The organism is Bacillus sp. SRL543, assembly GCF_984799205.1.
Window position 1 is genome coordinate 1,641,604 of record NZ_OZ481794.1, and the last position, 15,192, is coordinate 1,656,795.

The 15,192-nt window shown below is 47.0% G+C and carries 9 protein-coding genes; 6 read left to right on the top strand and 3 right to left on the bottom strand.

Annotation, left to right across the window (positions count from 1 at the left end; all coding sequences use genetic code 11):
• The first annotated feature begins 59 nt into the window (after window positions 1–59).
• Together AC4E8B_RS08370 and treC are read left to right on the top strand one after the other, a co-directional pair.
• Window positions 60–1,742 (top strand): glycoside hydrolase family 13 protein, encoded by a 1,683-nt coding sequence (locus AC4E8B_RS08370; protein ID WP_490218137.1) that lies wholly within the window; start codon window positions 60–62, stop codon window positions 1,740–1,742.
• Window positions 1,743–1,779: 37 nt separating this feature from the next.
• On the top strand, window positions 1,780–3,465 hold the full coding sequence (treC, locus tag AC4E8B_RS08375; RefSeq protein ID WP_490218139.1) for an alpha,alpha-phosphotrehalase: 1,686 nt from the start codon (window positions 1,780–1,782) through the stop codon (window positions 3,463–3,465).
• Window positions 3,466–3,500: 35 nt separating this feature from the next.
• Here treC and AC4E8B_RS08380 read toward each other — a convergent pair whose 3' ends face one another.
• Together AC4E8B_RS08380 and AC4E8B_RS08385 are read right to left on the bottom strand one after the other, a co-directional pair.
• Window positions 3,501–4,718: a NupC/NupG family nucleoside CNT transporter gene (locus tag AC4E8B_RS08380; protein WP_490218140.1), complete on the bottom strand. Its 1,218-nt coding sequence runs from the start codon at window positions 4,716–4,718 to the stop codon at window positions 3,501–3,503.
• Between the two features lie 110 nt (window positions 4,719–4,828).
• Window positions 4,829–5,710, bottom strand: a complete 882-nt coding sequence (locus AC4E8B_RS08385; protein WP_490218142.1) for a metal-dependent hydrolase — start codon at window positions 5,708–5,710, stop codon at window positions 4,829–4,831.
• Window positions 5,711–5,903: 193 nt separating this feature from the next.
• Between AC4E8B_RS08385 and AC4E8B_RS08390 the strand changes: the two genes are divergently transcribed.
• From AC4E8B_RS08390 to nhaC, 3 genes are all read left to right on the top strand, one after another.
• A complete protein-coding gene (locus AC4E8B_RS08390; RefSeq protein ID WP_490218144.1) occupies window positions 5,904–7,481 on the top strand; it encodes a peptide chain release factor 3 in 1,578 nt (525 codons plus the stop codon).
• A 171-nt stretch (window positions 7,482–7,652) separates the two neighbouring features.
• The gene (locus AC4E8B_RS08395; RefSeq protein WP_490219576.1) at window positions 7,653–8,618 is read left to right on the top strand and encodes an EAL domain-containing protein; all 966 of its coding nucleotides are present in this window, start codon (window positions 7,653–7,655) and stop codon (window positions 8,616–8,618) included.
• A gap of 681 nt (window positions 8,619–9,299) precedes the next feature.
• The gene (gene nhaC, locus AC4E8B_RS08400; RefSeq protein ID WP_490218146.1) at window positions 9,300–10,682 is read left to right on the top strand and encodes a Na+/H+ antiporter NhaC; all 1,383 of its coding nucleotides are present in this window, start codon (window positions 9,300–9,302) and stop codon (window positions 10,680–10,682) included.
• Window positions 10,683–10,742: 60 nt separating this feature from the next.
• Here the strand turns inward: nhaC and AC4E8B_RS08405 are convergent, their stop codons facing one another.
• On the bottom strand, window positions 10,743–11,495 hold the full coding sequence (locus tag AC4E8B_RS08405) for an AAA family ATPase (protein WP_490218148.1): 753 nt from the start codon (window positions 11,493–11,495) through the stop codon (window positions 10,743–10,745).
• A gap of 289 nt (window positions 11,496–11,784) precedes the next feature.
• Here AC4E8B_RS08405 and AC4E8B_RS08410 point away from each other — a divergent pair, with 289 nt between their 5' ends.
• Window positions 11,785–15,057 carry an efflux RND transporter permease subunit gene (locus tag AC4E8B_RS08410; protein ID WP_490218150.1) on the top strand — a complete coding sequence of 1,091 codons (3,273 nt, stop codon included), beginning with the start codon at window positions 11,785–11,787 and terminating at the stop codon, window positions 15,055–15,057.
• Window positions 15,058–15,192 lie beyond the last annotated feature (135 nt).

A 15,192-nucleotide genomic window follows, 5' to 3' on the forward strand; every position in this document is an offset into this window, starting at 1 on the left:
GGATATCCATGGTACCGCTATTTACATAAAGAGCTGAGAAATATTGGGAGGTTTTATAAATGAAAAGGCAATGGTGGAAAGACAGCACTGTATACCAGATCTATCCGAGGAGCTTCATGGACAGCAATGGCGATGGCATAGGCGATCTGCAGGGCATCATCTCCAAGCTGGATTATCTCAAACAATTGGGGATAGACGTCATCTGGCTGTCGCCTGTATATAAATCACCCAATGATGACAATGGCTATGATATTAGCGATTATAAGAATATTATGGACGAGTTCGGGACGATGGGTGATTGGGAAGAGCTTCTCAGCGAGATGCACCGCCGCGGAATGAAGCTCATCATGGACCTTGTCGTCAACCACAGCTCTGATGAGCATGCATGGTTCATAGAAGCGAAGAAGTCGAAGGTGAATCCTTACAGAGATTACTATATCTGGCGCAAAGGGAAGAACGGTCAGGAGCCAAACAATTGGGGCTCTAATTTCGGGGGTTCAGCCTGGGAATATGACGAACATTCTGGAGAGTACTTCCTTCATTTGTTCTCAAAGAAACAGCCTGACTTGAATTGGGAGAATCCTGCCCTGAGGCAGGAAGTATATGATATGATGCAGTGGTGGCTGGATAAGGGAATTGACGGCTTCAGAATGGATGTCATCAATTTCATTTCAAAGGAAGATGGCCTCCCGGATGATGAAGTTAAACCAGGGAAAAAATATGCGTCAGGAAGCAAATATTATAGAAATGGGCCGAGAATCCATGAATATCTTCAGGAAATGAACGAAAAAGTCCTTTCGCATTATGATGTTATGACTGTCGGGGAAATGCCTGGGGTCAAGCCTGAAATGGCCCGTGATTATACAGGGGAAAGCAGGAATGAATTGAATATGGTATTCCAGTTTGAGCATGTTAGCCTCGACAATGGGCCAGGAGGAAAGTGGGATCTAAAGCCGCTCGATCTTTTTGACCTGAAGAAAAGCCTGACCAAATGGCAGACTGAGCTTGAGGAAACTGGCTGGAATTCGTTATATTTCAATAATCATGACCAGCCAAGATCAGTTTCAAGGTTCGGCAATGATGGTGAATACCGCAAAGAATCAGCAAAAATGCTGGCTACCCTGCTTCATATGATGAAGGGCACGCCATATGTTTATCAGGGCGAGGAAATCGGGATGACAAATGTTAAATTCCCGGGTATAGAAGATTACCGGGATATTGAAACCCTGAACTATTTCCGTGAAGCAACAGAAGCCGGAGTGCCGGCAGGTAAAGCAATGGAAAGCATCTACGCAAAAGGAAGGGACAATGCCAGGACACCTATGCAATGGGATTCCTCGGAGAATGCCGGTTTTACCAGCGGAACCCCCTGGATTGGCATGAACCCGAATTACCGGGATATAAATGCGGAAGAAGCCCTGGAAGATGCGAATTCGATCTATTATTATTATCAGAATCTAATCAGGCTCAGAAAAGAGCATGAAATTATAGTGCATGGAAAATATGAATTAATATTAGAAGAAGACCCGGAGATTTATGCATACACCAGGACTTTGGGAAATCAGGTGCTCGTAGTGCTTTGCAATTTTTACGGCAGAACGGTGCAGCCGGAATTGCCGGAGGAGCTTAAAGGCCTGGAATATTCATGGCTGACAGGGAACTATGTTCATGAAGGCAGAAAGAGCAAAGTGCCTCAGCAGCTTAAGGCTTATGAGGCGGTAGTCTTGATTGGCGAAAAGTAAGCAGACGAAACGAAAAATAAAATGGCAGGTGGCGGAGATGAAACAACCTTGGTGGAAGAAAGCGACAGTATATCAAATCTATCCGAAAAGCTTCAATGATACGACCGGCAGCGGTGTGGGCGATCTGCAGGGCATCATTGAAAAGCTGGATTACTTAAAGGAGCTTGGCATTGATGTTATATGGCTTACGCCGATCTACCGGTCTCCCCAGCGGGATAACGGCTATGATATCAGTGATTATTTCAGCATCCATGAGGAATACGGGACTATGGAGGAGTTTGATTCACTGCTTAAAGAAGCGCACAGCAGGGGGATCAAGGTCATCATGGATATTGTCGTAAACCATACCTCGACAGATCATCACTGGTTCCAGGAAGCAAGGAAATCAAAAAATAACCCTTATCGGGATTTTTACATCTGGAAAGACGCAAAAGAAGATGGCGGCGCTCCAACCAACTGGGAATCCAAGTTTGGCGGTAATGCTTGGGAGTATGACGAAGAAACCGGCCAGTATTATCTCCATTTGTTTGATGTCACTCAAGCAGATCTGAATTGGGAAAATGAAAAGCTCCGCCAGGAAGTGTACGGTATGATGGACTTCTGGTTTGACAAAGGAGTGGACGGCTTCCGCCTGGATGTCATCAACTTGATATCCAAAGATCAGCGGTTCCCCGATGACGACGGGTCGGTACCCCCGGGAGACGGCAGAAAGTTTTACACAGATGGTCCCAAAGTCCATGAATATATGCATGAAATGAACCAGGAGGTATTTTCGAAGCATGACAGCATGACTGTCGGCGAAATGTCTTCTACAACAATCGATCATTGCGTGAAATATTCAAATCCTGAGCGGGAAGAGCTCAGCATGACGTTCAATTTCCATCACCTGAAGGTAGATTACCCGGGCGGCGAGAAATGGGCGCTTGCAGACTTCGATTTTCATGCACTGAAGAAGATACTTTCCAGATGGCAAGTGGAAATGCATAAAGGGGGCGGCTGGAATGCCCTTTTCTGGTGCAATCACGACCAGCCCCGTGTTGTATCGAGGTACGGAGATGATGGGAAATACCACGATAAGTCAGCTAAGATGCTGGCCTCTGCCATCCATATGATGCAGGGAACCCCCTATATTTATCAGGGCGAAGAGTTTGGGATGACCAATCCTTATTTTGAAAAAATCAGCGAATACCGTGATGTTGAATCCTTGAATATCTTTGAAATTAAAAGAAAAGAAGGAGTTCCGGAGGAAGAAATACTTGAAATACTCCAAAGCAAATCAAGAGATAACTCAAGAACACCTGTCCAGTGGAATGACAGCCGGAACGCCGGATTTACGGAGGGAACGCCATGGATCGGCATTGCCGGGAATTACAAGAAAATCAACGCAGAAAATGCAGTGAAAGATCCTGATTCGATTTTCCACCATTATAAAAAGCTGATTAGCCTCCGCAAAGAATATGAAATCATCACTTACGGAAATTATGAGCTGCTGCTGGAGGAACATCCGGAGATTTTTGCGTATTTACGCAATGGGAAGGACGAAAAGCTCCTTGTCATCAATAATTTTTATGGCAGGGAAACAGTCTTTACTCTTCCTGACAGCAAAATAGCGGAAGAATTCAATGCAGAGCTTTTGCTTTCAAACTATGAAGAAGGACCAACTGATATCAGGGAAATTACTTTAAGGCCTTATGAATCGCTCATCTTCCATCTGGCCAAATAAGAAAAAGACAGGCAGCCGGCCTGTCTTTTTTCGTTTTAAAAAAGCATCCCTGCTATCGCGGCGCTGAGGAGCGATGCGAGCGCTCCTGCGATGACTGATTTTATCCCCAGCCTGGCGATATCGGCCCTTCTGCTGGGGGCGAGGTTTCCCAAGCCGCCAAGCAGGATGGCAAGCGACGAAATATTGGCAAATCCGCAGAGAGCAAAGCTGATGATGGCAACAGTCTTATCAGTCAGATTTGGAATTTCCGGGGCAAAGGAGGAATAGGCGACAAATTCATTCAAAATCAGTTTTTGTCCGATGAAGTTTCCTGCCTCCACAGCCTCTGCCCAGGGAACGCCTATAGCAAATGCAAGAGGAGAGAAGATATAGCCCAGAATGAGCTGCAGCGTCAAACCTCCTAATCCGAACCAGCTGCCGATCCAGCCCAGCAATCCATTCAACAGCGCAACGAGCGCAATGAATGCAAGAAGCATGGCGCCTATATTGAGAGCGAGCTGCAGGCCGACACTGGCTCCTCTTGCGGCAGCATCAATAACATTCGTCGATTCGCTGTCCGTTTCCATTTCAAGTTCCTTTGGTTCTTCCTTTTTGTCTACTTCCGGAAAAATGATCTTAGCCATGATCAAGCCGGCCGGAGCAGCCATGAAACTGGCGGCGAGAAGGTACTCAAGCGGGACCCCCAAAAGCGAATAGCCGACAAGGACAGACCCTGCTACAGAAGCCAGTCCTCCTGTCATGACGGCAAATAGTTCAGAGTTCGTCATTTGGCCGATATAAGGCCGGATGACGAGCGGCGCTTCTGTTTGCCCTACAAATATATTGGCCGCAGCCGACATGGATTCCGCCTTGCGTGTGCCGAGAAGCCAGGACAGTGCCCCGCCAAGGATTTTGATGATGAACTGCATGATTTTCAAATAATACAGCACTGATATAAGCGCCGAGAAAAAGATGACAATCGGCAGCACCTGAAAGGCGAAAACATATGTAACCCCTGATCCTTCAGCAAAGAGCCCGCCAAATAAGAAATTAATGCCTTCATTGGCATAATTAATGATGTTGTTGACCCCGGTAGTGAGCCAGTTCAGCGCCTTGCGCCCTGCTTCCCATTTGAGGACCGCAAAAGCAAACAGGATCTGGATGGCGAGTCCTCCTATGATGGTGCGGGGATTGATCGCCCTCCGGTTATTGGAAAGCAGCAGAGCAATGACTAGCACAGTCAGTATTCCGGCAATTCCCCAGATAAAATTCATAATAGCACTCCATTCAATGGTAATAGAAGAATCTGTTCAACCAATTAGTGCTATTTTGCCCATCATTAAAAAAAGTATGGGCTTTATTTTTTCTGCCCATACTTTTTTGCCTATTGCCCTGCCTCTTTTTTTATCGCTTCAAATAAGAATGATTGGCCATTTCTGTAGAATCGGGGATCGTAAAGCCCCAGCTGTTCGTCATCATCAACTATGACAACAAAAGGGGAACATTGGTAAAGTGTCTTTGCTTTCGGATTATCTTTGAAAAGCCTGTCCATATCTGCATCCTCCGCAGACAGAAGGCTATAAGTCTTTTCCTTGCTGCTGTATAATCCATCTTTATAAAGAGAGATTTCCGGGCCATTTTTAGTAATAACGGTAAAATGCCAGGGTACAAAATCAGCTGAAAGTGCTACCTCGCTGTATTCGCTGCTGTATTGATCATACAGAATATAGCCCTGGATGCTTTGGCTTGCAAGATGCAGGAGCATCAGCGCCCATGCCAGTCTGAAATAGACATGGCCTCTCCTTCTTTTCCGTTTTCGGACTGAAAGGAGAAAAGCTGCCAGGATGATTGCCCAGAAAACAAGATCGACTATCGGGATGGTCCCGAACGTGATCCTTCTGTCAGAAAAAGGCTCCAGGTAGCCGGTTCCCCATGCATTGAACAGGTCACTCGTATCATGGATGAAGACGGCAATCCAGCTAAGGAAAAAGAGTTTGGGATCTTTTGCCCCGAAGATCCATCGGCACACCTGGTAAATCAGCAGTGCCCAAAGAGGTGTGAGGAAGACAGAATGGGTGATGCCCCTGTGCCACATCTGATAGAGGCCCCGGGTATCCCAAAGCTGTGAAATGACGTCGATATCAGGAATTTGGCTGGACGCAACCGCTGCTGCCAAATAGGCGGCCTTTTCTTTTTTCTCCAGCCTGCTTTTATCAACTGAAGCATAAAGGGCAAGCCCGAATAATGTATGTGTAATGGTATCCATTTTTTTCCTCAATTCTGTCATGGCTGCCTGGCTGAACCGGCAGCGTGTACTGTTTTTTATAAATCGTAGCAAAAATCAGCCGGGAGAGCCATCCTGAATGCTGGAAGTTGATTTCCCCGATTGCAAACTTTTCTGCAGGGAGATAAGATAGATGTTATGATAATAAACGAAGTTAATAAGAGAGGAATACAACATGTCTAACAATTTTTCAGATGAAGTTCTTTCACGGCGCACGTTTGCGATCATCTCCCACCCGGATGCCGGAAAGACTACCTTAACAGAAAAGCTGCTCCTGTTTGGAGGAGCGATACGCGATGCCGGTACCGTTAAAGGAAAAAAAACCGGCAAATTTGCCACTAGCGACTGGATGGAAATCGAGAAGCAGCGCGGCATCTCCGTCACTTCGAGCGTTATGCAATTTGACTATAAAGATGCCCGTGTAAACATTCTGGATACTCCGGGGCATCAGGATTTCAGTGAGGACACCTATCGTACTTTGACTGCGGTTGACAGCGCAGTGATGATCATTGACTCAGCCAAAGGGATAGAGGCCCAGACATTGAAACTCTTCAAGGTCTGCCGCATGAGGGGCATACCGATTTTCACGTTCATGAATAAACTTGACCGCCAGGGGAAAAGCCCTCTGGAGCTTCTTGCCGAGCTTGAAGAAGTAATGGAAATCGAGTCTTATCCGATGAATTGGCCGATCGGGATGGGCAAGGAATTCCTTGGCATCTACGACCGCCATCATAACCGGATTGAACAGTTCCGTGTGGATGAATCTGATCGTTTCCTCGAACTGAACGAAGATGGGGAAATCAATGGGGACCATCCTATGAAACAGTCTTCCTTATACGACCAGACGCTGGAGGAAATCATGCTCCTTAATGAAGCCGGAAATGAATTCTCCCGTGAAAAGGTGGCCAATGGAACGCTGACGCCTGTTTTCTTCGGCAGCGCCCTGGCCAACTTCGGTGTGCAGACATTCCTTGAATCTTATCTGGAATTTGCGCCGGCTCCACAGGCCCGCAATTCCACTGATGGCAGAATCGATCCGCTTTCAGAGGATTTCTCTGGCTTTATCTTCAAAATCCAGGCGAATATGAATCCTGCCCACCGCGACCGGATAGCATTTCTAAGAATCTGCTCAGGAAAATTCGAGCGGGGAATGACAATCAATATACCGCGTACAGGCAAGCAGCTGAAACTGAGCCAGTCCACCCAATTCATGGCAGATGACCGCAGCACGGTTGACGAGGCAGTGAGCGGCGATATTATCGGCCTGTATGATCCAGGCCTTTACCAGATCGGCGATACCCTGACAGTGGGGAAAAATAAGTTTCAATATGAAAAACTTCCCCAGTTCACCCCGGAGCTTTTTGTAAGAGTCACTGCAAAGAACGTGATGAAGCAGAAGCACTTCCATAAAGGGATCCAGCAGCTTGTCCAGGAAGGTGCCATCCAGCTGTATAAGACAGTCAAAACAGATGAATATCTTCTTGGTGCAGTCGGCCAGCTCCAATTCGAGGTTTTCGAACACCGAATGAAGAATGAGTACAATGCGGAAGTCCGGATGGAAGGGCAGGGAAGCAAGATTGCCCGCTGGATCGAGGGAGAAGTGGACGAGAGCCTATCCAGCTCGCGGAGCCTACTTGTAACTGACCGCTATGATAAAAAAGTCTTCCTGTTTGAAAATGATTTTGCCCTGAGGTGGTTCCAGGACAAAAATCCGGATGTAAAACTTTATAATCCGATGGATGTGGAACAATAAAATGAAAAACGATTCCTGTTTAGGGATCGTTTTTTTTGCTGACTGATCTGGGCAGAATGGACTAGCTTATGAAGTGACGAATTCGGATGATTTTGCTAAAATAAAAAAAAAGAGAGGAAGAAGGGATCTGCTATTCGACATCTATGCGCACAGTGCGGCCTGCCTTTCACTCTGGAAGAAGAGGGATTCCTCTTCCACCAGAATGTAAATGCCGGACAAAAACAGGAGAGCTGGATCAAAGCTCCTTATCAAAGCCTTGATGAACTTGAAACAAAGCTGGAGGCCTTATGCAGGCAATTGGGGGAGGGCGCCAAAAAATTAAAAGCCGGCATATCGCAATATGGCAGCAAGCCTGCCCAGCTGCTGAATGCTTCTGAACTGTTTTCAAGGGTTAATCACCGGGAAATGGTCCAGACCATCCAGTATGGCGAGTTCCTAAGCTATCAGCAGCCGATCATAAGCCTGAAAAAGGAAGACTCGATTTATGGCTATGAATCTTTGCTGAGAACGGCAGGACATAATCAAATACCGCCAGGCATCCTTTTCAAGACGGCCGAGGAAACAGGCTTGATGTCCATGCTTGACCAAAAGGCGAGGGAAGCGGCAATCAAAGCAAGAAAAAATATCATCCCGCCTGGCATCAAAAGCTTTATCAATTTCCTTCCGTCCACAATTTACAATCCGGACTTCTGTCTCCAGCATACCTTCCAGATTGTAGAGAAATACGAAATCGATCCGGCAGATCTCGTTTTCGAAGTAGTAGAGACCGAAAAGATAAGTGATGTCGATCACCTGAAAAAAGTACTGGATACATATAAGAAAAGGGGCATGAAAGTGGCGCTTGATGATGTCGGGGCCGGATTCTCAACCCTCGAAATGCTTGAAGCACTCCAGCCCGACTATTTGAAAATAGACAGAAGCTTTATCGATTACTGCGACCAAAAGCCTGATAGTCAGCAATTTCTTTCTAAGGTTATGAATATTGCAGACGGACTCGGCATCATCGTCCTTGCAGAAGGAATTGAAAGGAAAGAAGAATTGGAGTTTTGCCGGTCGATTGGCGCAGATCTCGCCCAGGGCTATTATATTGGGCGCCCTGCAAAGGAAATAGATCTAGCTTTGCAGGTGAATTCATAATCAAGCTGTTAGTTTTGGGAAATACAGCAGGTCCTGGTGTCTTCGGGGCCTGTTTTTTTATAGAAAAGTGATTTCTTGAATAAAAATAGGGCTTATCTATGAAGTTTGTCTCCATATTGGCGGCATACAGTGAAGAATGAAGCTTTTGCAGGGGGGCGGTGTCAGCTTAGTTTTGGTTTATTAGCAACTTTTTCGGGATATTAGCAACTTTTTGATTTTATTAGCAACTTTTTCATTTTATTAGCAACTTTCTGGATATATTAGCAACTTTCCAATTATATTAGCAACTCTCCCCCGAAGCCCCCCCCCATCTCATGCCGCTAAAAAAAATTGACAAAAGCCCTGATTACGATTATAGTAGACTTACAAATAAACGCTTTAACGCTAAAAAGCGTTTAAGTAGAATAGTTTTGCCTGATAGACGAAAGTAGAGTCGGCAGATGCAGCAAATAGAGACTGGGCGGCTGGTGAAAGCCCAGGCAATGGCGGTTTGAATTACAGCTATTGATTTCAAGGCATGCGTGTGAAGAGAGGGAAGGCCGCTGTGCCTTTCAATTAGGGTGGTACCGCGGAGCTCCTCCGTCCCTAGCCGGCGAGAGGGCTTTTTGTGCTGTTTTCATTATCTGCATCACAATAAAATTCCCGCCGACCGGAGTCAGTCATTCAACAGGAGGAAATATAATGCATCAGGATCAAGCGGTCATAAAAATCAGTACAGCGGAGGCTGTAATCATATCTCTTCTTTTGCTCGGGGGTATCAGTTTTTCAATCATAGGCGCAGGGGCGGTTCCCCATGTGCCGATTATAGGGGCAATCATCGCCCTGCTTATATACGGGCTGGTTAAGAAGGTCCGCATGAAGGATTTGGAGGAAGGGATGGCTGAAGGTGCCAGATCTGGATTGGGCGCTGTGTTCATTTTCTTTTTTATCGGCATGCTGATCAGCAGCTGGATGGCGAGCGGAACGATTCCTACATTTATCCATTTGGCGCTCTCTGCCGTGAACGGAAAGTACTTTTTCGCCATCGCCTTTGCAGTAACCGCGGTTATCGGGATCAGCATCGGCAGCTCGCTGACGACAGCGGCAACGCTTGGAGCCGCCTTTGTCAGTGCAGCTGCTGCACTGGATCTCAGCACAGCAGCTGCAGCAGGTGCTGTTATATCAGGGGCGTTCTTCGGCGACAAGATGTCCCCTTTATCAGATACGACCAATCTGGCTTCTATGACAGTGAAAGTCGATCTGTTTGATCATATCAGGAATATGGCGTGGACGACCATCCCGGCTTTTGTCATATCCATCATACTCTTTGCCATCATTTCGCCGGAAGCAGCAGAGACCGATTTCCAAAAAATCGCTGCAATCAAGACCAGCCTTGAGGAACTCCATCTCGTCAGCTGGCAGTCGTTGATCCCGTTTGCAGTGCTCGCTGTCCTTGCGCTAAGGAAGGTGCCTGCTATTCTCGCTTTGTCTGCCGGTACAGTATCCGCCCTGATTCTTGCACCATTTATTCAAGGCAGCTTCGGATTAAAGGACATGGTCAATATACTGTACTCCGGCTACAAATCAAATACCGGGATGGAGGAGCTCGACTCCCTCCTGACAAGGGGAGGAATTGAAAGCATGCTGTTTTCGGTATCGCTGGTCCTCCTGGCCCTCTCAATGGGCGGACTGCTCTTCAAGCTCGGCATATTGCCGGCACTTCTGGAAGGCATCAAAGGACTGATTGTAAAGGCACCTGCACTGATCAGTGCCACAGCTGCATCTGCCATCGGAATCAACTTCCTCCTTGGCGAACAGTATCTGTCCATCCTGCTCACAGGAAATGCTTTCGCAGAGTCTTATAAAAAGGCTGGTCTGCATCTGAAGAATCTCTCAAGAGTCCTTGAGGATGCAGGGACGGTCATTAATCCCCTGGTCCCTTGGAGTGTTTGCGGGGTATTCCTGACAGGTGTGCTGAATGTGCCGACTGCTGAATATATGCCATACGCCTTTTTCTGCCTGCTTTCTCCGATCATCACGCTGCTGTTTGGTTGGACAGGCATAACAATCACTAAAGCTAAATGATTTGAAATATGAGGAGCGGCAATCGCCGCTCCTCTTCCTTTTAACAGGATTATCCACGCTTCACTCTTCCAGCAAATGATGCAGCATCCTCTCCCGGTTTTCAAAAAACTGCTTCATGAATTGATAGTGGCCGGTTTCTTCAAGACGTACTTCCTGAATCCCTTCCTCTCTCAGTTCAATGATTTTGGCGGAAGGATACGACATAATGATGGGGGAGTGGGTGGCGATGATGAATTGCGACCGGTCTTTGGCGAGTTCGTGGATGCGTGAAACCATCGAAAGCTGCCTGAGCGGTGACAGGGCTGCTTCAGGCTCGTCAAGAATATAAATCCCTTTTCCGCGGAAGCGATTCAGGAATGTAGCAAAAAAGGCCTCGCCGTGCGACTGTTCATGAAGGGAAGTGCCTCCGAAAGAGTCGATCAGGGGAATCCCGGGAGATTCCTTATCAAGATCATCAATATAAGATGCCACATTATAAAAGCTCTCGGCTCTTAGGAAAAAGCCGTCCTCGGGCCGCTCAGATCCCCTTGACAGCCTTAAGTACTGCTCTAGCTCTGAATGGGAGTTGTATGTAGTAAAGCTGAAATTCAGCGACCCTCCTTCCGGATTAAAGCCTGCCGCGATGGCAATGGCCTCAAGGAGCGTGGATTTGCCCATCCCGTTTTCACCGACAATAAAGGTTACATCAGGATGAAGGGGCAGGTCTTCGAGATTTCTGACGGCCGGAAGATTAAAGGGATACCTGGAATAAGAAGGGATATCGCTTTTTTTCAGTTTAATGCTTTTAAAATAATGGCCGTTATCAAATTCCATTTTCGTGCCTCCAATTCGGTCTTTTACCTATCATAACAGCTTTTTGAATCGGCGGCATAAACATTCTAAATAGCTTACCCGGAGACAAGAGCTGTCTGTAAAATGCTAGTGACAGTTCCCGAAAGCCCTCTTCATGCATACCTTGGCTGCAGATATTCCTGAGATGCACGGAGCATATTCACGGGCTTCTCCATACTTGCATCCCGTTTTTGCCTCTTATATAGTTAAATTATTGCACAATGTTGAAAGCCGGCCGGGTCCGGCTCTGCAGATGAAAGGAGCAGCATAAGTGAAGATAAGCAATTTTTCGATCCGAAGGCCGATTTTTACACTTGTTACAATGGTTCTGGTTCTCGTTTTAGGGGTGGTTTCCCTTTTGAATATCCCTTTGAAACTTATACCGGATATAAATCCGCCTGTCGGTGTTGTAGTAACGAATTATCAGGGAGCAAGCCCAGAAGAGGTTTCTGAAAAGGTGACAAAACCTTTGGAACAGAGCCTTGCTACGCTTCCTGGTTTAAAAACAATGACCGCAACGTCACAGGAAAGCGCCAACCTCGTACTGCTTGAATTTTCCTGGACGACTGATATTGACGAAGTGCAGTCGGAGATCATTCAGCGGCTGGACCAGACTCCGCTGCCGGACGATGTGGACAAACCGCGCTTCCTGAAATTTGACCCTTCCCAATTTCCGATCATTCAGCTTTCTTTGAGCTCTGACAGTGATGCGGAATCATTAAGAAGCATTGCCGAACAGCTGGAGCTGGAGCTCACAAAGGTAGACGGTGTGGCCAGCGTCAATCTTTCCGGCACAAGCATTAAGGAAGTAAAGGTCGAACTGGACCAGGACAAGCTGAGGGATTACCGGCTCAGCCAGTCTGATATCGTAGATACCATTCAGGCAAACGACATATCCCTTCCGGGGGATACCATTTTAACAAACGGCAAGGAGCTGACTACCAGGGTAATCAGCAGCATTGATTCAGTCGATGTCTTAAAAAAACTTGTGGTAGCCGCAAATCCGTCTAATGGAAATGATATACTCCTTCAGGATGTGGCCAGCGTCCAGCTTGTAAACCAGGACGACCGGACGATCACAAGGACGAATCAGGAGCCTTCCGTCCTCTTGAGCGTCCTGCAGCAGTCTGATTCAAATACTGCAGAGGTGTCGAAGGAGTTTATCAGCCAGCTCGACGAACTGCTTGAAAAAGATCAATATGAGGGTATTGAGTCTGATATCCTGTTTGATCAGGGCGATTATATCCAGCAGGCGATCGGGAATATCTCAACTTCCCTTCTCTTAGGCGGCCTGTTCGCCATGATCGTTTTATTTTTCTTCTTAAAAAATGTCAAAAGCCCGCTGATAATCGGGATTGCCATCCCATATTCCGTCATCTTCACCTTTGTGCTGATGTATTTTTCAAATTTCACCCTCAATATCATGACCCTTGGCGGTTTGGCGCTGGGGATCGGGATGCTCGTTGATAACTCAATCGTTGTGATTGAAAATATCTACAGGCATTTATCGATGGGGAAAGATCCTAAAGAAGCGGCAAGAGACGGTGCAGGAGAAGTAGGTGCTGCCATTACAGCTTCCACCCTCACCACTGTTGCGGTGTTCCTGCCTGTTGTCTTTATTACAGGAATCATCGGCCAGCTTTTCACTGAATTTGCTTTGACCATTTCTTTCAGTCTTTTTGCGTCGCTTGTCGTTGCTTTGACTGTGGTGCCGATGCTTGCCAGCAGGCTGCTGAAAGCGCCGAAAAACAATCTGGAAGAAAAGCGCCAGGAGTCGGCCATCATGAAGGGGCTAGAGCGTTCTGTCAAATGGGCCCTGCGCAACAGGCTTGCTGTATTGGTGATCATGCTAGTCCTTCTTGCCGGCGGCGGATATGGGATTACGACTGTCGGCACACAGTTCCTTCCTAATTCGGATGAAGGGTTCTTCAGTGTCAGGGTCAATCTTGAGAATGGCTCTGCGCTTACAGAAACTGAAAAAGTCATGGGAGCGCTTGAAGAGCAGCTGAAGGAAGAAGACGATGTCGAGACATATGTCAGCTTGATTGGCACAACCCAGGAATCTTCTTTCAGAGGCTCAGGCAATCCGAATGTGGCTGAGCTTTATGTAAAGATGAAGGACCTGGAGGAGAGGGACCGCTCGACATTTGAGTTTGTCGACGATGTGAAGAGAGATCTGGAGAGGGCGGCAGAGAAAGCCAATAGCACGGCAGAGGTCTCATTCAATCTGCAGTCTTCCGCTGGATCCGCGCCGAATACTCTTTCATTCAGTGTCCGCGATACGAACGAAAAGCGGCTGAATGAATCGGTGAACAACATTTACAATTCACTCAAAGACCTTGATGACGTAAACGAACTCTCCACAGACCTGATGGATACGGTAGAGGAAATCCAGATTACGGTCGACCGGGAAAAGGCGCGTGCAGCGGGGCTTGCACCTGCCCAGGTTGCGATGACTGTCAATGATGTAACAAGAGGCAATCAGGCAACCCAGATCATCGATGAGAATTCCAATATTTATGGTGTTTTCGTAGAATATGACCCGGAAGTTACCCAAAACCTTGATAATCTAAAGAAACTCCTGCTGCGTAAGCCTGATGGCAGCTATACAACCCTGGACCAGGTAGCGGCTATTGAAAGAGGCGAAGGACCTGTCAATATTCAGCGGATCAACCAGCAGGATGCTGTCCAGTTTACGCTGAAATACAAGACCTCAACAAACCTTGGGTCCATTTCCAATCTGGTGGATGATGAAATCGCTGACCTGGATCTTCCGGAAGAAACAGAAATTGTCTTCGGAGGGGACCGGGAGCTCCTGGAATCATCCATTGATGATATGCTCCTGGCGTTTATTCTGGCAGTCGTCTTCATCTATCTTGTGATGGCGGCCCAATTCGAATCACTGAAATATCCGTTTGTCATTATGTTCACAGTTCCGCTTATGGTCATTGGCGTAGCTATAGCATTGACCGTGACACGCACTCCTGTCAGCCTGACTGCTATCATCGGCATCATTGTCCTTGCCGGCATAGTCGTCAATAATGCCATTGTCATTGTGGATTATATCAATCAGAAAAAGGCAAGCGGGATGAAAACCTATGACAGCATTGTCGTTTCTGTAAAAGATCGGGCCAGGCCTATCCTGATGACTGCACTTACGACGATCCTCGGACTGATTCCGCTTGCGCTGGGAATCGGCGAAGGGGCAGAAATCAACCAGCCGATGGGCATCACTGTCATCGGCGGCCTGATCAGCAGCACCTTCCTGACACTGTTCGTCATCCCGGTCGTATACAGCTTCTTTGATAAAGATACAAGGAAGCTCAACAAGATGTATGCTACACCTGACGGCCACTTGATTCCCGCTTATCTCCTTGAAGAAAGGTACGAAGACCAGAAGGAACAGAGCGATGTGCCTCAGGCTCCTGTCCAAAGCAATAAGAATTACAGCCGAGAGGACATGGCAGCCATGCTTGAGGACCTGCTTAGGGCAGTAAAAGATGAGGAAAGAAAAAAGCAGGACGAGGATCAGGAGGACAGATAATTTTTTGCGCAAAAAGCCTTTCTCTTCGGGGAAAGGTTTTTTTTATGAGAAGGGTTTTTTGAATTATCAGAAATATATATTGTTTGCATCTGGTGTGAACAGTTACAATTTGAGTAAATCTATGAAAGAAAGAGG